The 21894-nt window shown below is 62.2% G+C and carries 22 protein-coding genes, 1 tRNA gene and 1 other RNA gene; 9 read left to right on the top strand and 15 right to left on the bottom strand.

What is annotated here, in order from left to right; translation table 11 throughout:
- Nucleotides 1-2: 2 nt before the first annotated feature.
- Nucleotides 3-344 carry a YbaB/EbfC family nucleoid-associated protein gene (locus AMC99_RS03275; RefSeq protein ID WP_061922718.1) on the bottom strand — a complete coding sequence of 114 codons (342 nt, stop codon included), beginning with the start codon at nucleotides 342-344 and terminating at the stop codon, nucleotides 3-5.
- A 4-nt stretch (nucleotides 345-348) separates the two neighbouring features.
- Entirely contained in the window at nucleotides 349-2175 is a 1827-nt protein-coding gene (locus AMC99_RS03270) for a DNA polymerase III subunit gamma/tau (protein ID WP_061922715.1), read from the bottom strand.
- 89 nt (nucleotides 2176-2264) lie between these two features.
- On the opposite strand from AMC99_RS03270, the gene AMC99_RS03265 reads away from it, so the two are divergent.
- Nucleotides 2265-2750: a DUF4188 domain-containing protein gene (locus AMC99_RS03265; RefSeq protein ID WP_061922713.1), complete on the top strand. Its 486-nt coding sequence runs from the start codon at nucleotides 2265-2267 to the stop codon at nucleotides 2748-2750.
- Between the two features lie 12 nt (nucleotides 2751-2762).
- On the opposite strand, the gene ffs is transcribed toward AMC99_RS03265, so the two are convergent.
- The 5 genes from ffs to AMC99_RS03240 form a co-directional block, all read right to left on the bottom strand.
- Nucleotides 2763-2857, bottom strand: an RNA gene (ffs, locus tag AMC99_RS03260) — signal recognition particle sRNA small type.
- A gap of 56 nt (nucleotides 2858-2913) precedes the next feature.
- Entirely contained in the window at nucleotides 2914-3192 is a 279-nt protein-coding gene (locus AMC99_RS03255; RefSeq protein ID WP_061922710.1) for an ETC complex I subunit, read from the bottom strand.
- 15 nt (nucleotides 3193-3207) lie between these two features.
- Nucleotides 3208-5649: an ATP-dependent helicase HrpB gene (gene hrpB / locus AMC99_RS03250; protein ID WP_232301493.1), complete on the bottom strand. Its 2442-nt coding sequence runs from the start codon at nucleotides 5647-5649 to the stop codon at nucleotides 3208-3210.
- 8 nt (nucleotides 5650-5657) lie between these two features.
- On the bottom strand, nucleotides 5658-6674 hold the full coding sequence (locus AMC99_RS03245; protein ID WP_061922707.1) for an aldo/keto reductase: 1017 nt from the start codon (nucleotides 6672-6674) through the stop codon (nucleotides 5658-5660).
- A 136-nt stretch (nucleotides 6675-6810) separates the two neighbouring features.
- On the bottom strand, nucleotides 6811-7821 hold the full coding sequence (locus AMC99_RS03240; RefSeq protein WP_061927653.1) for a polyprenyl synthetase family protein: 1011 nt from the start codon (nucleotides 7819-7821) through the stop codon (nucleotides 6811-6813).
- 66 nt (nucleotides 7822-7887) lie between these two features.
- Between AMC99_RS03240 and AMC99_RS03235 the strand changes: the two genes are divergently transcribed.
- Complete coding sequence (locus AMC99_RS03235; protein WP_061922703.1) at nucleotides 7888-8229, top strand: chorismate mutase; 342 nt, start codon at nucleotides 7888-7890, stop codon at nucleotides 8227-8229.
- Between the two features lie 35 nt (nucleotides 8230-8264).
- Nucleotides 8265-9548, top strand: coding sequence for a hypothetical protein (locus tag AMC99_RS03230; protein ID WP_157058242.1), 1284 nt, complete (start codon nucleotides 8265-8267; stop codon nucleotides 9546-9548).
- Here AMC99_RS03230 and AMC99_RS03225 read toward each other — a convergent pair.
- The 4 genes from AMC99_RS03225 to AMC99_RS03210 form a co-directional block, all read right to left on the bottom strand.
- Complete coding sequence (locus AMC99_RS03225) at nucleotides 9545-10858, bottom strand: sensor histidine kinase (protein ID WP_083440197.1); 1314 nt, start codon at nucleotides 10856-10858, stop codon at nucleotides 9545-9547. The two genes, AMC99_RS03230 and AMC99_RS03225, sit on opposite strands and share 4 nt — an antisense overlap.
- Nucleotides 10859-10982: 124 nt before the next feature.
- Nucleotides 10983-11660, bottom strand: a complete 678-nt coding sequence (locus tag AMC99_RS03220; RefSeq protein WP_061922697.1) for a response regulator transcription factor — start codon at nucleotides 11658-11660, stop codon at nucleotides 10983-10985.
- A 104-nt stretch (nucleotides 11661-11764) separates the two neighbouring features.
- Nucleotides 11765-12070 carry a PepSY domain-containing protein gene (locus AMC99_RS03215; protein WP_061922695.1) on the bottom strand — a complete coding sequence of 102 codons (306 nt, stop codon included), beginning with the start codon at nucleotides 12068-12070 and terminating at the stop codon, nucleotides 11765-11767.
- A gap of 81 nt (nucleotides 12071-12151) precedes the next feature.
- Nucleotides 12152-12868, bottom strand: coding sequence for an SIMPL domain-containing protein (locus AMC99_RS03210; protein ID WP_061922692.1), 717 nt, complete (start codon nucleotides 12866-12868; stop codon nucleotides 12152-12154).
- Nucleotides 12869-12967: 99 nt separating this feature from the next.
- Here AMC99_RS03210 and AMC99_RS03205 point away from each other — a divergent pair, with 99 nt between their 5' ends.
- Nucleotides 12968-14773, top strand: a complete 1806-nt coding sequence (locus tag AMC99_RS03205) for an ABC-F family ATP-binding cassette domain-containing protein (protein WP_061922689.1) — start codon at nucleotides 12968-12970, stop codon at nucleotides 14771-14773.
- Nucleotides 14770-15354, top strand: coding sequence for a uracil-DNA glycosylase family protein (locus AMC99_RS03200; protein ID WP_232301492.1), 585 nt, complete (start codon nucleotides 14770-14772; stop codon nucleotides 15352-15354). The genes AMC99_RS03205 and AMC99_RS03200 overlap by 4 nt, the downstream gene beginning before the upstream one ends.
- Here the strand turns inward: AMC99_RS03200 and AMC99_RS03195 are convergent.
- Nucleotides 15339-15812 carry a DUF6456 domain-containing protein gene (locus AMC99_RS03195; RefSeq protein ID WP_061927647.1) on the bottom strand — a complete coding sequence of 158 codons (474 nt, stop codon included), beginning with the start codon at nucleotides 15810-15812 and terminating at the stop codon, nucleotides 15339-15341. The genes AMC99_RS03200 and AMC99_RS03195 overlap by 16 nt on opposite strands.
- A 98-nt stretch (nucleotides 15813-15910) precedes the next feature.
- Between AMC99_RS03195 and AMC99_RS03190 the strand changes: the two genes are divergently transcribed.
- Together AMC99_RS03190 and AMC99_RS03185 are read left to right on the top strand one after the other, a co-directional pair.
- Nucleotides 15911-16483, top strand: a complete 573-nt coding sequence (locus AMC99_RS03190) for a helix-turn-helix domain-containing protein (RefSeq protein ID WP_061922686.1) — start codon at nucleotides 15911-15913, stop codon at nucleotides 16481-16483.
- Nucleotides 16484-16590: 107 nt separating this feature from the next.
- Nucleotides 16591-17658 carry a glycosyltransferase gene (locus tag AMC99_RS03185; RefSeq protein ID WP_232301491.1) on the top strand — a complete coding sequence of 356 codons (1068 nt, stop codon included), beginning with the start codon at nucleotides 16591-16593 and terminating at the stop codon, nucleotides 17656-17658.
- A gap of 5 nt (nucleotides 17659-17663) precedes the next feature.
- Here AMC99_RS03185 and secF read toward each other — a convergent pair whose 3' ends face one another.
- The 3 genes from secF to yajC are packed head-to-tail and all read right to left on the bottom strand — an operon-like array spanning nucleotide 17664 to nucleotide 20600.
- Nucleotides 17664-18641 (bottom strand): protein translocase subunit SecF, encoded by a 978-nt coding sequence (gene secF / locus AMC99_RS03180; RefSeq protein WP_061922677.1) that lies wholly within the window; start codon nucleotides 18639-18641, stop codon nucleotides 17664-17666.
- Between the two features lie 12 nt (nucleotides 18642-18653).
- Nucleotides 18654-20252 carry a protein translocase subunit SecD gene (gene secD / locus AMC99_RS03175; RefSeq protein WP_061922674.1) on the bottom strand — a complete coding sequence of 533 codons (1599 nt, stop codon included), beginning with the start codon at nucleotides 20250-20252 and terminating at the stop codon, nucleotides 18654-18656.
- A 27-nt stretch (nucleotides 20253-20279) separates the two neighbouring features.
- A complete protein-coding gene (gene yajC / locus AMC99_RS03170) occupies nucleotides 20280-20600 on the bottom strand; it encodes a preprotein translocase subunit YajC (RefSeq protein WP_061927645.1) in 321 nt (106 codons plus the stop codon).
- Nucleotides 20601-20823: 223 nt separating this feature from the next.
- On the opposite strand from yajC, the gene AMC99_RS03165 reads away from it, so the two are divergent.
- Together AMC99_RS03165 and AMC99_RS03160 are read left to right on the top strand one after the other, a co-directional pair.
- Nucleotides 20824-20900, top strand: a tRNA-Pro gene (locus tag AMC99_RS03165).
- A gap of 115 nt (nucleotides 20901-21015) precedes the next feature.
- The gene (locus AMC99_RS03160) at nucleotides 21016-21873 is read left to right on the top strand and encodes an HpcH/HpaI aldolase/citrate lyase family protein (RefSeq protein WP_083440066.1); all 858 of its coding nucleotides are present in this window, start codon (nucleotides 21016-21018) and stop codon (nucleotides 21871-21873) included.
- Nucleotides 21874-21894: the final 21 nt, after the last annotated feature.

Below are 21894 nucleotides of genomic sequence, written 5' to 3'. Positions count from 1 at the left end.
AACTATCCCATGCCGGGAAGGTTGAATCCCGGGGGCAGACCCATACCGCCTTGCATTTTCTTCATTTCTTCGCCCGAGACCCGGTCTGCCTTGTCACGCGCGTCGTTGAACGCGGCAGTGACGAGGTCTTCGACCATCTGCTTTTCTTCGGGCTTCATCAGGCTTTCGTCGATCTCGACGCGAAGAATGCGTCCCTTGGCCGTGGCATGAACCTTGACCAGACCGCCGCCCGACTGGCCCTGGACTTCGATGCCGTCCAGCTTGGCCTGCATCTCGTTCATTTGCGTCTGGATCGTTTCGGCGGCCTTCTGGGCTGCCTGGATCATTTCTTCCATCGATTGCATCGTTCTACCTGTTCCATTTCCTGCCGCCCGCCTGGGCAACGACAGCCTTGTCATCGAGTATCTCGGCATCGGGAAACGCTTCCAGCGTTGCCTTCACCAGAGGTTCTTCGCGGAGCGCGGCATCGGCAGCCGATTTCTCCGCCTCCTCCTGCTCCCTCAATGTGGGCGTTCCGGCGTCGTTTCCAAGTTCAACCTGCCACCGCATGCCGGTCAGCTTGAACAGGGCATCGCGAATTTCCGGACCGATATCCTCCGAAATGCCTTCAGGCACGGCATAGACGAGCCGTCCGTCGGCAATTTCGATTACCCGCACCCAGTCGCGCATCATCTGGGCGACGCGCAGCTGTCCGTCGTTGTCGATCCGCTGCACGAGTTGTGCCCAATCGACCGACGCGCTCGCGGCTGGCGCAGTTGAGGAGCTAGAATCCGACGACGGCGCTGCCGCAGCGACAGGCCCGCGCTCAGCCAGTTCCTCGATCTTCTTCGCCAGCTTGCCGGGATCGGGCAGATCGGCAGCATGCAGGATACGCAGCAAGGCCATCTGCGCGGAGACAAGCGGATCGGGGGCCTGCCTGACTTCTTCATGCCCTTTCAGCAGCAATTGCCACAGGCGGTGGAGCTGGCCAGGCGTGAGGCGTGAAGCGAATGCGCCCAATGCCTCGCGTTCTTCGGCTGTCGGGGCATCGGCTTCGGCACCGGAAACCTGCGCCAACGTCACGCGGTGGATCAGGTCCATCAGCGAACGCATCAGGGCAAGCGGTTCGACGCCAAGCGCATATTGGTCCGCGACCGCCGCCAGCATTTCCTTCGCTTCGCCGTCCAGCAGCAACTGGAGCAGGCGGCGCTGGGCGCTCTTGTCGGCTAGGCCCAGCATGTCGCGCACACGCGATGCCTTCACCTTGCCCTCTTCGTCGAGGTCGGCATGGGCGATTGCCTGGTCGAGGATCGAAAGCCCGTCGCGCACCGATCCCTCGGCAGCATTGGCAACGATGTTGAGCGCCTCTGCTTCCGCCTCGACGCCTTCTTTCTCGCAGACGTTGGCAAAGTGTTGCTGCAGAAGTTCGGCGGGAATGCGCCGCAGGTCGAAACGCTGGGTACGGCTGAGAACCGTAACAGGCAGCTTTTCGACCTCGGTCGTCGCGAACAGGAACTTCACATGCGCCGGCGGTTCCTCGAGCGTCTTGAGCAGCGCATTGAAGGCGTTGCGCGACAGCATGTGGACTTCGTCGATGATGTAGATCTTGTAGCGCGCCGAGACGGCCGCATAGCGCACTGCCTCGATAATCTCGCGCACGTCATCGACGCCTGTATGGCTTGCCGCGTCCATCTCGATCACGTCGATATGGCGCCCTTCGGCAATGGCCGTGCATGGCTCGCAAACGCCACACGGGTCGATCGTCGGCCCGCCTTGGCCGTCAGGTCCGATGCAGTTCAGGGCCTTGGCGATAAGGCGCGCGGTCGATGTCTTGCCGACACCGCGCACGCCGGTCATCAGGAAGGCATGCGCCAGTCGGTCGCGTTCGATTGCATTGGCAAGAGTGCGAACCATCGCATCCTGCCCGATCAGCTCGCTGAACGTCTGCGGGCGGTATTTGCGCGCAAGAACGCGATAGGGCTGATTGGTCGTGCCGGCAGGCGGCGACGTTGCAGGCTTCGCCGTTGCAGGGGAGATGGCAGGCTGATCCGTTACCGGTGCAGGAACGGGCGAAGGTTCGGGATCGCCGAACATGGCGGATTGCCCCGCTGCCTCGAGTTCCTCGACAGTCGGCTTGGCCTGTTCTTCGCCGTCCTCCCACGGAGGAACGTCGGCATTGTCCGGTGAATCACCCATGTCTGATTAGGTAGGCGCTAAGTGCCCGTTTGTCGAAGCCCTGATTAGCCACTATCCTCCGCTTAGGCTCGCAAAGGTGGGGGAGTTCGATGTCGGTCAATGCGGGACGTTTCGCCGCGGGATACCAGGGCCCGGTGGTCGTGTTCGTGATCGGCATGCGGATCAACAATTTCCTCAAGTTCGGCAAATGGCTACCTGTCGCAAAAGCCATGCGCCCCATGATCGAGGAACTCGCCGCCCAGCCGGACAGCGGATTCCTGGGCGCAGAGACGCTTCGGCAGGGAATGCGAACCGTGCTGCTGATTCAGTACTGGCGCGATTTCGACAGTCTCGAAAGCTACGCGCGCGACCGTGAACAGAAACATTGGCCGGCATGGCTGGCCTTTAACAAGGCGATCGGCAGCGATGGTACGGTCGGCATCTTCCACGAGACCTACATGGTGCCGGCCGGTGGATACGAAACGATCTATGGCAACATGCCCGACTGGGGCCTTGGCAAGGTGCGCGGGCTCGTCCCGGCGACCGGTTCGCGCAACGAAGCGCGCGACCGGATGAAGGCCACGGCGAAAATTTGAGCTTCTTGGAAAATCAAAGGAGCCGGCCGACCCGTCGCAATCCACCTGGGCTGCTTCCTTCCGGACCTGACCCGGTGAGCGAACGCAAACGTCCGACCGACTCCCGGGCGGCCATATGGCGGCGATTTATCGTAATTTCAACTGCGCAATTGCGCAGCAGGCCTTAGCGGAAATTGTCGGCGTAGGCCTGCAGCTTCAGCGTCTTGGGCGGCGTGGCGTGAACGCGCGCGACAATGCCGTAACGTTCGGCATATTCCTTCGCGGCTTCCTTGCTCGGGAATGTCAGCTGCACTTGCGACTGCGTGTCACCGCTGCCGGTCCATCCCATCAGGGGGTCGGCGCGGCGCGCTTCGGACTGTTCGAATTCGAGCACCCACTCGTCGGTGCGGGCCTTGCCCGATTGCATGGCGCTCTTGGGGCGCTGATAGATTCTCGCACTCATGTCCGGCCCTGTAATTCAGCCCTCGCTCTTTGAAAAGGCGTTCTTGGTCTTCAAACTCGGCTTTTCGGTCCAGGGTTCCTCGGGCCAGCGATGCTTGGGGTAACGCCCCTTCATGTCCTTGCGCACATCGTCCCAGCTTCCCCTCCAGAAATTGGGCAGGTCACGGGTCGACTGGATTGGCCGTCCTGCAGGGCTGGTGAGTTTCAGCAGCAAGGGCGTTTCGCCGATCATCGGATGATGATCGAGCCCGAACAGCGCCTGCACGCGAACTTCGGTCGAGGGGGCATCGTCGCCGGTATAGTCGATGGCGTGGGTCGTCCCGGCCGGTGACGTGAAATGACGGGGCGCATCCTTGTCCAGCCGCTGCCTCTCGTTCCAGTCCAGCACGCCGAGGGCCGCATCGACGAGCGCCCCTTTCGCTACACCCAGATCGCGCCTTCCGGCGAGCAAGGGCCGCAACCACAGGTCGGCCGACAATGCGAGAGCTTCGATGGTCAGCCCATCGACACCGGCAAACCGGGCACGGGCCAACAAGTCAGGCGGAAGCAGTTCCCCCAGCTTGTCCACCGCCTTTTCCACCAGCTTCTCCACAAGCGCTTGCGGATCGGGTTCCGGGTCGGGACCGCTCGATATCGTGATCGATCCAAGCCGCTTTTCCAGCCGCGCTTCGACCCTCTTCTCGCTTTCGTTCCAACGGATCACCGATCGCTTTTCGATCAGGTAATGAAGATGCTGCTCGATTTCCTGCACCGTTAGCTCAGCGGCTGCAGTGATCCGCGCGCCCTTCGCCTGCCCTTGCGCATCCCCGATGATAATCCATTCCGCCCGCGCCAGCGACGATGCCGGGTCAAGCTGGAATCCGCGCCCGCCTGCTGCAAGCCATTGCTCGCCGCTCGCATCGCGGCGCTTCGCGATGAAGTCGGGTCGCGCAAAGGCAAGATGGACAGCTGGATTGATCGGATTTTCACTCGCGCCCGAAACCAGGCGTTCTGCCGCCTTGGCCCACCGCGAAGCTAGCTTGCGCGAAGCCTCTGCCCGGGCGCTCCTGTCGCTATTCCAGCGGTCGAGCCGATGCAGCAGGTCTTCCCCGCGCCCTCCGAGTCCACGTTCCTGCGTCAGCAGCACCAGTTTGGCCGCATCAAAAGCCTGATCGATCTCGGCACCGAACAGCACCGCCGCACCCGACACCGGGTCCATCGGCAGGGTCGCAATCTGGCTGCCCCAGGGCGTGATCCGCCCCTCTTCATCGAGTGCGCCCAAGGCTCGCAGAGCATGGCGTGCGGCCTCCACCGATGCTTCTGGCGGCGTGTCTATCCAGGGCAGCGAAGCGGGCTCGGTCGTGCCCCATTTTGCGAGCGAGAGTACGAGCGGTGTCAGATCCGCCGTCTCGATCTCTGGCGGCGAGAATTCGGGCCGGCCAGCATGGCCGTGCTGTTCCCACAATCGGTATGCGATGCCCGGGCCCTGCCTTGCGGCACGCCCTGCCCTTTGAGCCGAAGCCGCCTGGCTCGCACGTCTCGTGACGAGATGGTTCGTACCTGCCGCCTTGTCGTATTCGGCCATGCGCGAAAGGCCGCTATCGACCACCACGGAAACGCCGTCGAGTGTCAGCGAGGTTTCGGCGATGGCCGTTGCCAGAACGATCCGCCTGCGCCCTTGCGGATCGCGGCGGATCGCTGCGCGCTGGCCAGCAGGTTCGACCTGCCCGTGAAGCGGCAGGACCGGCGTATCGGGAAGTCGCTCTTCCAGTCGCTCCCGCGTTCGCTCGATTTCGCCGACACCTGGAATAAAGGCGAGGATATCGCCATCCGTCTCGCGCCAGGCATGCATCACCGCCCCTGCAACCGCATCCTCGACGCGCGCATCGGGAGATGTTCCCAGCCACCTGATTTCGAGCGGATGGGACCGGCCCTCGCTCTCGATAACGCGGGCACCTTCGCCCAATAGCCCCGCGAAGCGAGCGCCGTCGATGGTCGCGCTCATGACAAGCACCCGCAGGTCATCTCTCAGGACAGCACGGCTCTCCAGTGCAAGCGCAAGGCCAAGGTCGCTGTCGAGGTGCCGTTCGTGCGCCTCGTCGAACAACACCGCCGAAACGCCGGCCAGTTCAGGATCGTCGATGATGCGGTTGACGAAGATCGCCTCGGTCACCACCAGCACGCGGGTTTTCGCAGACTGCTTGCTGTCGAGGCGGGTCAGGTAGCCGATCGTCTCGCCAGGCTTTTCGCCCAGCATTTCGGCCATCCGCTCGGCCGCAGCACGGGCTGCAACCCTTCTTGGCGAAGTGATGATGATCTGGCCCTTGCACCAGTCTGCATCGAGCAGAGCCGGTGCTACCGCGGTCGTCTTGCCAGCACCGGGAGGCGCGACCAGAACGGCAGCACCATCGCCGGCCATCGCGGCGCGAATATCCGGCAACACGGCTTCGATGGGCAATGCGGTCATGGCATCGCCCATGAACGATCTCATCCCATGGGGTAAGGGATATCTTTGGTGACCTTGTGGATCGCCTTCATCGTATCGGCATCGAGTTCGAGGTCGGCAGCTGCCAGGATCGGGTCGAGCTGGTCGAAGCTGGAAACGCCGACAATAGTTGATGCGACGAAGTCGTGCTGCTTCGACCAGGCAACGGCCATTGTTACCGGATCGAGCCCTGCTTCCTTGGCGATCCCGGCGAACCGCTCGGTCGATTCGAGCGATTTCTCGTTTACGAAACGGCGTCCCATCGCCGCCTGCCGGCCTTCCATGCCGAGATAGCGGGTGAAACGGGCACCTTCCGGACGCCCGCCATTGTTGTACTTGCCAGACAGGACGCCGCCCGCGATCGGCGAATAGGGGATCAGGCTGACCCCTTCCTTGCGGCAGACCTGCGCCAGTTCGTCTTCGAACCGGCGGTTATTCATGCTGAAATTGTTCTGGATCGTCTGGTAACGCGCTGCACCCAGCTTTTCCGAGGCGGCGATCGATTTCATCAGGCCCCAGCTCGTTTCATTCGAGCAACCCGAGATGCGGATCTTGCCCTCGCGAACCAGCTCGTCGAGCACCTCCATGGTTTCTTCGTAAGGGGTGTCGTGATCGGGCCAATGGGTCTGGTAGAGGTCGATGTAGTCGGTCTGAAGCCGCGTCAGGCTCTCTTCGACCGCAGTGCGAATGTTGCGCCGGTCGAGCGCGGTCATGCCGGAACGCTTGGGACTGCGGAACCATACATGGCTCGGGCCGCTGACCTTGGTCGCAATGATCAGGGCATCGCGCGGCTTGGTCTTCATCCAGCGCCCGACGATATCTTCCGTCCGGCCGACCCATTTCGCATCGGGCGGCACGGGGTAACCCTCTGCCGTGTCGTAGAAGTCGATTCCTGCATCGAAGCAGGCGTCGAGGACGCGAAACGCCTCGGCCTCGTCGGTCTGGCTGCCGAAAGTCATCGTTCCCATGCAGATATCGGAAACGACAATGGCCGATTGGCCCAAACGACGACGTTGCATTGATTTCTCCCACCTATCGGCCGCGCGCACCGAGAATGGAGCCGCAGCATTCAAAAAAAGACTATCCGCAGAACGCTCGGCTCTGCAAGACATTCGTCAGCTTTTAGAATTCAAGGTATGGGAGCGGAAACTTCCGTCAGTATCCGCGAGCGACCGCGAACTGCGCCGCTTCGGCCATCGCCTGGCGCGCCTTCGAATCCGGGAAGATCGAAATCGCATCGATCGCGCGCTGGGCGAAATGACGCGCACGTTCGCGCGTGTCGTCGAGCGCGTTGTGGCGCCCGATCAATTCGATCGCATGTTCCAGATCGGCGTCCGAAGAACGATGGCCCATGATCGCGTCTTTCCAGAACCGGCGTTCGTCCTCGCTGCCACGCGCATAGGCGAGGATGACCGGAAGCGTCATCTTGCCTTCGCGGAAATCGTCGCCGCGATCCTTGCCCATTTCGGCAGCATCGGAATCGTAGTCGATCGCATCATCGACCAGCTGGAAGGCGACGCCCAGATTACGGCCGTAGTCTTCCAGAGCGCGTTCCTGTTCGTCACCGCACTCGGCCACGACCGCACTGATCTGGCTGGCAGCAGCAAAGAGGGCTGCGGTTTTCGCGCCAATGATCTGGAGATAGCGTTCCTCGCTGGTTTCGATCTGCCGCTGGGCAGTCAACTGCGAGACCTCGCCTTCGGCGATCACGGCGCTGGCGTGGCTGAGTATCTTGAGAACACGCAGGCTGCCGTCCTCGGTCATCAGTTCGAAGGCGCGGCTGAACAGGAAATCGCCGACCAGAACGGTCGCAGGATTGCCGAAGATGATGTTCGCTGCTGCCTTGCCTCGGCGCAATTCGCTGCCGTCGACGACGTCATCGTGAAGCAGCGTTGCGGTGTGGATGAACTCCACCGCAGCGGCCAGCTTGTGATGGCGGGTCCCCTGGTATCCGACAAGCTCCGCGCCGGCGAGCGTCAGCATCGGCCTCAGGCGCTTGCCACCGCCGCTGATCAGGTGCCCTGCAAGTCGCGGGATAAGCGGAATTTCGCTCTGCATCCGGTCGAGAATGACGGCGTTCACCGAATTCATGCCATTCGCCGTCAGCGAGAGCATCGGATCGAGCGTAGGACGCTTGCGCGGGAGAGGAACTACCTCGGCGGTCATGGCCTGCGCCATGGCCAAGAGGAGCTTGCTTGGCAAGCGCGGATTTGCTGCTAGCGTAGCTGTCCTATGTCCAGTGAAACGCCCTATTCGCCGCATGCAACCGCCGAAAACCAGACCGGAAGCGATCCGGTCCTTGCCGGTTTTCGCAAGAGCATAGACAACATCGACGCCGCACTGATCCACATGCTGGCAGAGCGTTTCCGCATTACCCAGGCGGTGGGCGCATACAAGGCGAAGGTCACCCTCCCCCCGGCCGATCCCGACCGGGAAAAACGGCAGATCGAAAGGCTGCGCCAACTGTCCGAAGATGCCGACCTTGATCCCGAATTCAGCGAAAAATTCCTGCGCTTCATCATCGATGAGGTGATCCGCCACCACGAGAAAGCGCGGGGAGCCGCGCAAGATTGATGCGGCGATACTGGGTCGCACTCGCTGTAGCTTCTTTGGCTGCAGGGCCTCTGGCCGCGCAGGAAACCAATAGGGCTGCGCCCTCGATCAGGATCGCCCCGCCCAAGCCGTTGTCCGAGAAGGAGCGCCGCGAACTCGACGCGCATGAACGCCGGATGGAAGCCGCAATGAAGGAACGCGGCATGTTCGGCATGATGACGCTCGACATGGACCGCGACCAGCGCATCGTCCTGTGCGATCAGGTGGCACAATTCCAGGTGAAGATGGCCGCCACGGCCGCAAACGGCAGCACTCGGACGGAGCGGCTGCGCAATGCCTGGAAGCTGACTTCACGCGTTTCGCCCGCCATGCGCGACGTGCGGGATTCGATGCCGCCGCTCAAGCTGAAAGGCTACGAGAAGGAGGCGATGCAGGCGATCGGAATGATGAGCATGGCGCCTGTCCGGGCTGACGCGCAATTCGACAAGGCAGACCCTGCCGATCTCATGCAAGCTTTCGCAGGTGGGCTCGCCGCAGATTGCCAGGCGCTGCTTGACGAGATGGGGATACCGGAGGCTTCTGGCGAGGCGCCACCGGAATTCCTTGAGCGTGAAAGCCGTTTTCGCTGGCGGGACATGGACTACGAACAGGCATTCGAGGGCACGGACCTAGCCCCCTTCGCTGCCCGGATATGCGCCGCTGGCGGCCCTCCCGATCTGAACGGCGCCGACCTTAGCCAGCGCGGGAAGCATGGTGTTTCGCTTCTCGACTGGGCCCTCGCCTGCAAGGATAAGGGCGCGTACACTGCCATTCTCGATGCCGGGTTCGACATTTCCGTGCCCGGCCAGTTCGAAGACCCGGCGATCGTTCGCGCAGCTGAAGAGAGCGACACATGGTTTCTTAGCCAGTTGCTGGATCGCGGAGCGGATCCAAACACCTCAGGCCGCAGGCAAACTGCAGTGGAAGCGGCATGGAATGCAGGCACGACCGACTGGGACAACTGGAACCTCGCGGGATACGAAATGCTCCGCGCTGCAGGGGCGTCTCTGAACCATGCGGAGTTCAACAAATCTATGTGGCGACGGTTTACGACCCACGCAAAGTGGGACCTGATCCTCGAAAACTGGGAAGAGTTCGACGGAGATTTTGTCTCGCTTGCCGCTGCGGCAGATTCGTTTCGATCTGGCGGTGCACGAGGCGACAAGGCAGCCCATGCCATGTTGATCGCGAAGTTGGAGGCTGAAGGCGTCTGTTTCCCGATCAAGCCGCTGATGGAGTACAAGCGCGATGAACGCGGCTATTTCATCCAGGACAATTGCGGGGCCGCCCCAGCCAACTAGGCAACCCGCGGTAGGGAAAGCTTCACCAGCAGGCCACCGAGGTCCTCGCTCTCGTCGAGTTCGACCGAGCCACCATAGATTTCCGCGACATCGCGCACGATCGCAAGGCCAAGGCCGGTGCCAGGCTTGCCGGTATCGAGCCGCGCGCCGCGATCGAAAATGCGCTCCCGATCGCCTTCGGGGATGCCCGTCCCGTCGTCTTCGACCCAGATCACGCACTGTTCCGAAGTGTCATCCGCATCGACTGTGACGAACACGGTCCCGCCGCCATATTTCGCAGCATTTTCGATCAGATTGCCGAGAATTTCGTCGAGGTCCTGCCGTTCGATCATCACTTCGACGAGGCGGTTTCCTGCAATGTCGATCCGGCTGTCAGGGTAAAGACGCTCGACAGCGCGCCGCACCGCTTCGGCGCTCTGGAACACGCGTGCGCGCGCGTGACCCACGGCCCTGCGACCTACCGCCCTCGCCCGCGCGAGATGGTGATCGACATGCCGCTGCATTGTGCGCGTTTCGCGGATCACGGCATTGCCTAGGTCGGGTGCCCGCGCTGTGGCCGCATTGGTCAGGACAGTCAGCGGAGTCTTGAGCGCATGAGCCAGGTTGCCTGCATGCATGCGGGCTTCCTCTGCCTGCTGCTCGGTATGCGCCAGCAGCGAATTGATTTCTTCCACCAGCGGTTCGACTTCGGTCGGAAGCGGCTCTGTAATCCGGTTCGCGCCGGTCGTCCTGAGGTTCTGGATCGCTGCACGGACGCGCCTGAGCGGCGAAAGGCCATAGCGGATCTGCAGCAGGGTCATCAGGAACAGGCCGAGACCGAGGACCGCAAAACTCCACACCAGGATCGAACGGATGCGCGAGTTCTGCGCTTCGAGCTCCTCGGTCGCGGAAGCCACGGCGAAGGTCCAGCGCGTCTCGCTGCCGGGAAGGATCACAGTCCTTTCGACCATGCGCAGCGGCTCGGTCGGGAATTGCCCCGAGGCATAGAAATGCGGCTCGCTGTCGAAATGGTCGCCCTGAACCTTGAGGGTGCGATCCCACAGGCTGCGGCTGGGGAAAGTTTCCTGCCCCTTGCCGCTGATCTGCCAGTAAACACCGCTGTTGGGTTCGAAGAAGCGCTGGTCGCCGAGCTGGCTGTAGAGGAAGACCTCGCCCTCCGGCCCGATCTCTGCCGAAGCGATCAGGGCGGTCAGCACATATTCGAGCTGGTCGTCGAAATTGCGTTCGACGAGGTTGGTCAACGTGCGATCGAGCGCGATGCCCCCACCCAGCAGCAGCACCGCGATCCAGCCGGCCGCGATGATCGCCATGCGCCGGGCAATGCTGCCCTGCGTCGCAATTTCGACAACGGTTTCTGATTCCTCGACCGGCGCGCCAACAGGCGCAGCGACACCTGCGCCAGCTACGGTCCTGTCCGCAGGGAGGGTTCCCTTGTCAGGCTCGCGGCTGGTCGGCGGGGTCGTCGAGGCTGTATCCGAGGCCACGGATCGTCGTGATTACATCTGCGCCGAGCTTCTTCCGGATGCGCGTCACGAACACTTCGATAGTGTTCGAATCGCGGTCAAAATCCTGGTCATAGATATGCTCGATGAGTTCGGTCCGGCTGACCACCTTGCCCTTGTGGTGCATGAGGTAGCTCAGCAGCTTGTATTCCTGCGCCGTCAGCTTGACCGGCTCGCCCTTCAGCGTGACACGGCCCGACCGGGTGTCAAGTCGAACATCGCCTGCGGTCAGTTCAGCCGAGGTGTTGCCCGATGCACGACGGATAAGTGCGCGCAATCTCGCGATCAGTTCTTCGGTCTGGAAAGGCTTGGCGAGATAATCGTCGGCACCCGCGTCAAGGCCAGCGACCTTGTCCGACCAGCTGTCACGCGCGGTCAGGACCAGCACCGGGAAGGTGCGGCCTTCCTTGCGCCACATGCCCAGGACAGTCAGGCCATCGATTTCCGGCAGGCCGAGGTCGAGGATCACGGCATCGTATGCCTCGGTCGAACCGAGAAAGTGGCCGTCCTCGCCATCGGTCGAAAGATCGACGGCGTATCCGTTCTGCTCGAGCGTCGATTTGAGCTGGTTACCCAGCGTGGGTTCGTCTTCGACGATCAGTATGCGCATGTGTCCCCGTTACCTTTGTCCAGAATGCGGGCCGTGTTGGGCTTTTGAGGGAAACGCGTCAAGCAACCACAAGGTTTCATGCGGCGCGAATATCGGCGCAGCGACTACCGCGACCTGTTGATGATCCGGCCGGTGCGAGCGTCAACGTCGACATAGGAGACGCGGCCGTCACGGATGAATTTCAGGCGATATGCGCGTGCGGTCGCATCGTAGGCCGGGCCCAGATATTCGCTGCCACGCATCTGCGGCAGGACCCGGCGCTCGATCTCGCGCAGCGACAGGACATTGCCCGCCTTCATTTCCTTGCGCGCTTCGCCCTGATCGTCGCGACCCTGCGCCTGCGCAGGTGCGACCACCAAGCCGGAAAGGGCCAGGACGAATGGAAGGACAAAAAGGTTTTTGCGCGTCATGATGACACCCTGCCTATGCGACCAGCATTGAACAAGTTCTGAATGCAGGTGTTGCCCCGCATTCAGAAATGCCCGCAGGAATTACTGCATCTCGTATTTCACGGTGATCTGCACGCCGGTGCCTACTTCGCCCGGTTCGATGGGGGTGGCCGCATCTGCCGAAGATCCGCTGACCGTGATCGCGCGTTCCATTACCGGAACGGGTCCATACGACTGGAAGCTCTCCGAAACCTCCAGCAGTTTCACGTTTCCGTAGCCTGCCATGCGCGCATATTGCTCTGCCATCTGGCGACCGCGTTTGAAGGCGTTGCCGCGCGCCACGTCCTTTGCCTTCATGTCGTCTTCCAGCATGAAGTTCGGACCGTAGATGTTGTTGGCACCTGCAGCGACAAGCGCGTCGAGCACTTCACCGGAACGCTTTAGGTCGCGCAGTTTCACGTTCACCTGGTTGTTGACATTATAGCCGCTGAAGGTCTGCTCGCCCGTTTCGCGGTTGTAATTGTACTGCGGGTTGAGATTGAAATTGCTGGTCTGGATATCCTTGCGCGCAATGCCGAGATCCTTCAGCCGAGCGATCAGACGGTCCATCGCATCGGCATTCATCCGCACCGCCGCCTGTGCCGTCGGTGCACGGGTCGTGACCCCTGCACCAATCTGGGCGACGTCGGGCGCTGAACGAACGACTTCGTTGACGGTCAGTTCGACCACCGGGTTCTGCGCCTGGATCTGCACCTCTGCAGCACTGAGCGGTGCGGCAATCGCAGCGATTGCCAGAACAGGAAAAGCTTTATGCATCATGGGGTTCGTCTCCTCTGCACCGACAAGGGTGCTCTCTTGACCATTACGGCTGAATGAACCGTCTTGTTCCGGACGCAGCGAACGCCTACCTGCCGCGCCATGGCACAACCCCCGATCCTGTCCTGGGAAGGTCTCGGCCTTCAGCAAGGTGGCCGCTGGCTATTCGGCGGCCCCGATTACGAGGATATCGACCTCCATATCGGACCGCGCGACCGGCTGGCTCTCATCGGTCGCAACGGCGCCGGCAAGACCACGCTGATGCGCCTGATCGACGACCGGATCGAGGCGGATCGCGGCATCCGCAAGATCAAGCCCGGTACGCGCATCGTATTTCTCGAGCAGGAACCCGATTTCAGCGGTTTCAACACTTTGATGGATTTCGCCCTCGGCGGAACTCACCCGCCTGAACGCCACGAGGTGGAATCGATTGCGGGACAGCTCGGTATCGACATGGATCGCCCGGCGAATACCGCAAGCGGCGGCGAACGGCGGCGAGCGGCAATCGCGCGGGCGCTGGCGCAGGACCCGGACCTATTGTTGCTGGACGAGCCGACCAACCACCTCGACCTCGGTGCGATCGACTGGCTCGAAGACTGGCTTTCTCGCTATCGCGGCGCATTCGTCGTGATCAGCCACGACCGCACATTCCTGAAACGCCTGACCAAGGCGACGCTGTGGCTCGACCGTGGCACCTTGCGCCGCAAGGAAGTCGGTTTCGGTGGTTACGAAGCGTGGGAAGAACAGGTCTATGCCGAAGAGGCACGCGCTGCCGAAAAACTCGATGCCAAGTTGAAGATCGAAGCGCACTGGCTCGAACGCGGCGTCACCGCCCGGCGCAAGCGCAACCAGGGCAGGCTGGAAAAACTGTGGCAGATGCGCGCAGCCCGCGCCGCCATGATCAGCACCACGGGCACTGCCAAGCTCAAGCTTGCCAGTGACGAGGAATTCAAATCGAAATCGGTGATCGTCGCCGAGAAAGTTTTCAAGAGCTTCGGCGATCGCGCCGTGATCAAGGACTTCTCGCTCCGCATCCAGCGCGGTGACCGGATCGGCATCGTGGGTGCGAACGGCGCGGGCAAGACCACGCTGCTGAAGCTGCTGACCGGAGAGATGCAGCCAGACACCGGCAAGGTCGAGATTTCGAAGAAGCTTTCGGGCGTGATGATCGACCAGCAACGCAGCTTGCTGGAGCCAGATCGCACCGTGCGCCAGATCCTGGCCGAAGGCGGCGACTGGGTCGATGTGCGCGGCATTCGAAAGCACGTGCAGGGCTATCTCAAGGAATTCCTGTTCGACCCGAAGATCGTCGACACCAAGGTTGGCACCATGTCGGGCGGCGAACGCTCGCGCCTGCTACTGGCGCGAGAATTTGCCCGCACGGCCAATTTGCTGGTGCTGGACGAGCCGACCAACGACCTTGATCTCGAAACGCTCGACCTGCTGCAGGAAGTAATTGCGGATTTCGAAGGTACCGTCCTGATCGTCAGCCACGACCGCGACTTCCTCGACCGCACGGTAACGATCACGCTTGGCCTCGACGGTTCGGGCCGCGTCGATGTGGTCGCCGGTGGTTACGAGGACTGGGAGGCCAAGCGGCGCGCGCCGCAGCATCAGGCCAAGGCAAAACCTGCTGCCGCGAAGGCCGAGAAACCTTCCGCACCCCCGCCGCCGAAATCTGACAAGCTGTCTTACAAGGACCAGCGCGATTTCGAACTGCTACCGACCCGCATCGAGGAACTGGAAGCCGCCATCGCGAAGGGCGAAGCTATCCTGTCCGACCCTGATCTTTACACCAGCGATCCGCAGAAATTCGCGACGATCAGCAAGGGCATCGAAAACGCGCGGGCCGAAAAGGATGCGGCAGAGGAACGCTGGCTCGAGATCGCCGAGCGGGTCGAGGGTTGAGCGAACCCGGGATCGAAACCTTACGGCGCGAGGTATCGGCGTGCCGAACCTGCGAGGCGCACCTGCCGCATGGCTGCCGTCCGGTGGTGCAGATTTCATCGACCGCGCGAATTCTGATCATCGGTCAGGCACCCGGATCGAAGGTCCACGCCAGTGGCACGCCGTGGGACGACAGGAGCGGCGACAGGCTCTGCGACTGGACCGGTCTGACCCGCGACCAGCTTCATGATCCAGCGATGGTCGCAATCGTACCGATGGGCTTTTGTTATCCGGGCAAGGCTTCGGGCGGCGACAAACCGCCGCGCAAGGAATGCGCACCGCAATGGCACGAGCGCGTACTGCAGGCGCTACCGGAGGCACGGCTGACATTGCTCGTAGGCACCTATGCCCAGGCATACTACCTGCCCGAAACGAAACACCTCAGCCTGGCCGACAGGGTCGCGAACTGGCACACTTTCCTGCCGAAGTTCCCCTTGCCTCACCCGTCATGGCGCTCGACCATTTTCATGCGCGACAATCCATGGTTTGAGGCCGAGGTGTTGCCGGAGCTTCGAGGCCGGATCGCTCAGTTGATACGATAGAAATCGGCCACCCGGTCGAGCGCCAGCTTCAGCACCAGCTTCCCCGACCGCGCCGGCCAGCCGAGCGATCTTTCCGCATCGGGCAAAGCCTCGCAGGAGCAGACGACGCGCCAGAGCACGTCCTGCAGCCCCCGGCCCGCCTCCGCGAGCGCGCCATCGAAGCGGGCCTTTGCCGCGACTTGCCGCTCCATCGCCGACAGCTCTGCATCGCCGGTCGTCCGGGCCCTGACCGGGTCCCAGCGCATGGTCACGCTCGGCCCAAGATTCGCCCTCTCATAGTCCGCTCGCAGTCGTTCTCCTGCCTGGAACAGGCGATCATCCAGATGCCCTCGCGAATGGAGCCAGCCGAGTGGAGATTCCGAGAGGTTCACCGTGACGGTGCGCCGCTTCCCCTTGGCATTGCCCCCGCTGCGCGGGCCTTCTTCGGTCAGTTCGCGTTCGACAAGCTGGCGCTGCATGCAAGTGTCCTCCTGTGCATCAATCGGACCCGTGCCTTGCAATCGCCCATATGCTGTAGGAAAGAAAAATCACCATTCCGGTTAAAGGGAGCCTTGAGGTGATCAACCGCATCCGCGACATTCGCAAGGGCAAGGGAATGACCCTCGCCGAACTCGCCGAAGCCTGCGTCCCGCCGACGACCGCGCAAACGATCGGCAGGCTCGAGACAGGGATGCGCAATCTGTCACTCAAGTGGATGGAGCGGATTGCCGCTGCTCTTGGCGTCGATCCCGAAACGCTGGTCCGGTCGGAAGGCGGCGAACATCCGATGGTCGTTGCCGCGCTCAAGAGGAGCGGGCCAGAAGCTCTGGCCAAACCGAGGGAAGCGCTCTCGCCTACCGACCTTGGCGGGGAAGGCGCACTGACCGTGTTGGTCGTCGAAGACAGCGTTGGCGAATTTCGCCCCGGGGACATGATCTGGCTACGCCAGGTCCCCCCGGAAGAAGCACCGCGAGCGATCAACCGCGACGTCCTCGTCCCCCGTCCGGGCGGTCGTTTCTATTTCGGCAGGCTGATCGACCGGCAGGGCGATTTTGTCGGCATCCTGCCACCGGGCAGCGGCCAGAAACAGCAGGTCGTCGAAGGACCGCCATGGATTGCGATTGCGGAAATGCTGGTGCGCCGGCTTTGAAGCATGTCCTGTCGCTTTCGACGCTGTTCCCGAACGCGGCAAATCCCCGCTTCGGCCCCTTTGTCGTGCAGTCGTTAGCGGCCCTCGCCGCAAGAGGGGATTGGCGGGTGACCGTGGTCAACCCGCTCGGCGTCCCGCCGATTGCACTGGGGCGCTATCGCAAGCTCGCAAAGATACCGCCGGTGGCTGAAGAACGCGGCCTGACAGTCCACCGGCCGCGCTTCAGCCTGATACCGCGCTTCGGAAATCGGTTGAACGCGCGCGCCATAGTCCGCGCAACGCTACCCCTGATCCGCGAAATCCATGCGCGCGAACCGATCCACCTGATCGATGCGCAATTCTTCTTCCCCGATGGCCCTGCCGCTGCATGGATCGCCGAAGAGATGGGTATCCCGCTGTCGATCAAGGCACGCGGATCGGACATTACCTTTTGGGGCGGCAAGGATTTCGCTCGTGAGCAGATGCTCGCCGCAGCGGAGCGCGCGACGGGGTTGCTGGCGGTGTCGGAAGACCTCAAGCGCCAGATGATCGAACTGGGAATGCCCGCGAGCAAGATCGCGGTCCATTACACCGGCCTCGACCGCGACAAGTTTCGACCTCTGGACCATGCAGGGCTAAGACAGCGACTGGCCCGCGAACTCGGCTTCGACATGCCGGAAAATGCGCCGCTCTTCGCGAGCGTCGGCGCATTGATCGAACGCAAGGGGCAGGACCTCGTGATCGGGACGCTGACGGCAATCCCCGATGCCCGCCTGATATTGGTCGGAAAGGGTGAGGACGAAGATCACCTGAAAGCGCTCGCAAGGGACCTCAATGTGACAGAGCGGGTACATTTCGCAGGCGTGGTCGATCACGACCTTCTGCCGCTGATCCTGTCCGCGGCCGATATCATGATCCTGCCGACGCGAAGCGAAGGACTTGCCAATGCATGGGTGGAATCGCTTGCCTGCGGTACGCCTGTGATCACCACCGATGTCGGCGGCGCGAGCGAGCTGATCAAGGACGAGACAGCCGGCCTGTTGGTAAAGCGCGACATCGACGTTATCGTTGCAGCAGCGAGGCGCTTGCTAGCCGACAAGCCAGCTCCACAGGCGGTGGCCGCCAGCGTCGAGCACCTCAGTTGGAAGAACAACGCAGCCGAACTTGCCGCCCATTACGAGCGGCTCGTCGGCTAGCGCAGTCAGCCTTCGCCGCGAGCCACCCGCTCCTGGCGATCGGCAACGGTTTCATCCGGCACGAAGCTGTCGGACGTCACGCCCAGCCACACCAGCAGCGGCGCTGCCATGTAGATCGAGCTGTAGGTACCGACGAAGATACCGAGCGTGATCGCCGCGGTCAGACCGAACAGGCTGGCCGGTCCGAACAGCAGCAGCGGAACGAGCGCAACGAGCAGCGTCAGCGAGGTCATCACGGTACGCGCCAGGGTCTCGTTCACCGACAGGTCGAGCAATTCCGGAACCGGCATCTTGCGATACTTCTTCAGGTTCTCGCGGATACGGTCATAGACGACGATCGTGTCGTTCAGCGAATAGCCGATGATCGCGAGGATTGCGGCGATGATCTGGAGGCTGAATTCCATCTGGAACAGCGCGAACATCCCCAACGTCAGCGAAACGTCGTGGAACAGCGCGAACAGTCCGCCGACGCCGAACTGCCATTCGAAGCGGATCCAGATGTAGATTGCGACGGCGATCATGGCAGCGATCAGTGCGAGGACTGCATCGTTGCGGAATTCGCCAGCCACCTTGCCCGACACGGTGTCGTTACCGTCGCGCCGGACGTTCGGGTATTCGGACTGGATCTTGGCAATCACCTTGTTGCCGATTTCCGTCGCGGCGCCCGGCACGCTTTCCGCCTCTTCAGGCAGACGAACGCGGATCGAGACCTGGTTTTCCGCGCCGAAACGCTGGATGACAGGATCGCCATAGCCGAGCGAGCCGATCTTCTCGCGCAGTTCCGCAATGGGAGCCTCTGCACGCTGTTCGAAGGTCACGCGGACTTCCTGGCCGCCGGCAAAATCGACGCCGTAATTGATGCCTTTGGTCAGGACGAGCGCCCAGCTGGCCGCAATCAGCAGCAGGCTGACGACGAAGAAGGGAACGCGCCATTTCAGGAACTTGATGTTGGTATCGTCGGGGACGAGCTTGAGCAGTTTCATGTTCCGGTCCCCTTACAGACTTAGGTCGCTGGGCCGCGCCTTGCGCAGCCATCCGGCCACCCACATACGGGTGAGCGTCACGGCGGTGAAAACGCTGGTGAACAGTCCGATCACGAGCACGACGGCAAAGCCGCGTACCGGGCCCGAACCGAACAGGAACAGCAACACGCCGGCGATGAAGTTGGTGACGTTGGCATCGTAAATCGCGCGGCTGGCTTCCTTGTAGCCAGTCTCGATCGCGGTCACGACGCGCCGTCCGCGTTTTCGTTCTTCCCTGATGCGTTCGTTGATCAGCACGTTGGCGTCCACCGCCGCACCGATGGTCAGGACGAAACCGGCGATACCCGGCAGCGTAAGCGTGGTGTTAAGGCCCGCCATGATGCCGAGGATCATCAGCACGTTAAATACCAGCGCGATCGTCGCATAGACGCCGAAGCGACCATAGCTGCCGATCATCAGCACGACGACCGCGACGGAACCGATCATCATCGCCAGCAGGCCCTTGCGGATCGAGTCGGCACCGAGATCGGGACCGACGGTGCGTTCCTCGATCACGGTCAGGTCGACAGGCAGCGCGCCCGAACGGAGCGAAATGGCGAGGTTGTTTGCGCTTTCAGGGGTGAAGCCGCCCGAAATCTGCGCCGAACCACCCAGGATCGGTTCGCGGAAATACGGCGATGAAATAACTTCGCCGTCGAGGATGATGGCGAAGGACTTGCCGACGTTCTCGGTCGAAAGCTTGGCGAACTTGGCACCGCCCTGCTGGTCGAACTGGATGTTCACGACCGGCTCGTTGGTCTGCTGATCGACACCCGCTTGCGCATTGGTCAGGCTGTCGCCGCGGATACCGCCAAGGCGGCGAACGGCAACCGTTTGCCCGGCAAAATCCGAGGTTTCCGAATAGTTATAGATCTGGCTTCCCGGAGGGGCGATGCCCGCCGCCACATCCGTCGGGAGGGCGCTGGCATCGACCAGCTTGAATTCGAGCTTTGCCGTCTGGCCGAGCAGTTCCTTGAGCTGATCGGGATCCTGAAGGCCCGGAACCTGCACCACGATACGTGTATCGCCCTGTCGGATGATGGTCGGCTCGCGCGTTCCAAGGGCGTCGATACGCTTGCGGACCACTTCGGTCGCGCTGTCCATCGCGTCAGAAACTGCCTGCTCGATGCCATCGTCGGTGGGCGACAGCACCATACGCTGACCGTCGACAACCTGCAGGTCCCATTCGCGGGTCAGGCCATTGCCATTGACGATCGGCAGCAGGAGTTCGCGTGCACGATCGAGATCGGCGGGATTGTCGAGCATGAAGCTCATCTGGCCGCCCGTCGTCGCGACATCGCCAATGCGAATCCGCGGTTCCGCATCGCGCATCAACGAACGGACCGATTCTTCCATGTTTTCCAGACGCTGCGCAGCGACCTGGTCAGCACGCGCCTCGAGCAGGATATGGCTGCCGCCGGCAAGGTCGAGACCGAGGTTGATCTCGGGATCGGGGAGCGAGTCGGGCCAGCCGACACCGGCGGTCGAAAACAGCGAAGGCAGCGCGGCAAGGCACGCGACCAGCGTCAGCCCCCACAGCCAGATCTTACGCCAGGTCGGAAATTCGAGCATTGGTAGCGGACCCTATCCGTTCTTGATTCAGTCGTTTGCCGCGTTGCCACCCGGGGGAATGATGTCCCCGATGGTGTTCTTGACCGCCTTCACGCGGACGCCCTGCGCCAGGTCGAGCTCGACATAGTTGTCGTCAACCTTTGCCACGCGTCCGACGAGACCGCCGGCAGTAACGACCTGATCGCCCTTCTTGAGGCCAGAAACCCGTTCCTGGTGCTCTTTCTGCCGCTTCATCTGCGGACGGATGATGAGGAACCAGAAGATCAGCACCATGCCGACGATTGGGGCCCACTGGACCCATGCGGGGGGCGCTTCGGCGCCAGCCGTTGCAGCAAGAATTTCGAGCATCATGAAAGCCTGTCAGAACTTGTGTTTTACATTGCGAAGGGTGCTTCCGGTGGCTGCAGACGCAGCGCCGGATCCTCCCCTAGAGCGCTAAGTGGGCGCGACTAGCAGCATTGCAAGGCGACCACAATCGCACAGAGGAAAAGCGTGACCGGGAAGCCACGCTGCGCGTTCGACGCTTGCCAGTGCCGAACGCGCAGCCTATAGGGCCGCCCTCCACTGGATCCGGGACGTGGCGCAGTCTGGTAGCGCACTATACTGGGGGTGTAGGGGTCGCTGGTTCGAATCCAGTCGTCCCGACCAGTGGAAAATCCCCATACGACACCGTCTTGCACCTCCCCCTCATGCGCCGTAACGCCGCGCAGGAGAGGAATGACCGATGCAATCAGACGCCACCCTTCCCCGGCCCCTTCCCCGAATGCGCAGTTGGCTGTTCGCCCCCGGCGACAGCGAGAAGAAAATGACGAAGGCGGCAGATGGCGCCGCCGACATCGTCCTGCTCGACCTCGAAGATTCGGTCATGCCGGAAGGGAAGCCCGCGGCGCGCGAGCTTGTGCGCCAGTTCCTCGAGAGCCGTGACGATCGCCAGCGCCTGTGGGTGCGGGTCAATCCGCTGTCATCGGGCGAAATCGAAAACGACCTCGACGCGATCATGGCCGCGAGGCCCGGCGGCATCATGCTGCCCAAGGCAGAGGGCCGCGCCGATGTCGAGGCGCTCGATACCTTGTTGACGAAGGCAGAGGCTGCCTCCGGGATTGCAGAAGGATCGACCAAGGTCGCCGCGCTTGTGACAGAGACTGCGAAGGCGATGTTCCATTGCGGCGATTACGAAGGCGCACCGCGCCTCGTCGCCATGAGCTGGGGCGCGGAAGACCTCAGTTCCGCCCTCGGCGCCCGGGTCCAGCACCGCGAAGATGGCAGCTACATGCCGATGTACGAGATGGCGCGCAATTTCTGTCTTCTGGGCGCAGTCACGGCGGGGGTCGTGCCGATCGAAACGGTCATGCCGGAATTTCGCGACCTCGATAAACTGTCCGCCCGCGCCGACATGGTTCGCGGCCAGGGATTTCGCGGCATGCTCGCGATCCATCCGGCACAGGTCGATCCGATCAACACCGCCTTTACGCCCAGCGCCGAAGAGATCGCCCATGCACGCGCCATCGTGCAGGCTTTCGCCGACAATCCAGGCGCAGGGACGGTCGGCCTCAACGGCGCGATGGTCGATATTCCGCATCTCAAGCTGGCACAGAAACTGCTCGCAGAAGCAGGCGAATAGGGCGCGATTTTCCTACTTGAA

Source organism: Altererythrobacter epoxidivorans (genome assembly GCF_001281485.1).
GTDB classification, from domain to species: Bacteria; Pseudomonadota; Alphaproteobacteria; order Sphingomonadales; family Sphingomonadaceae; genus Erythrobacter; species Erythrobacter epoxidivorans.
This window is presented reverse-complemented; position numbering and strand designations above follow the sequence as displayed.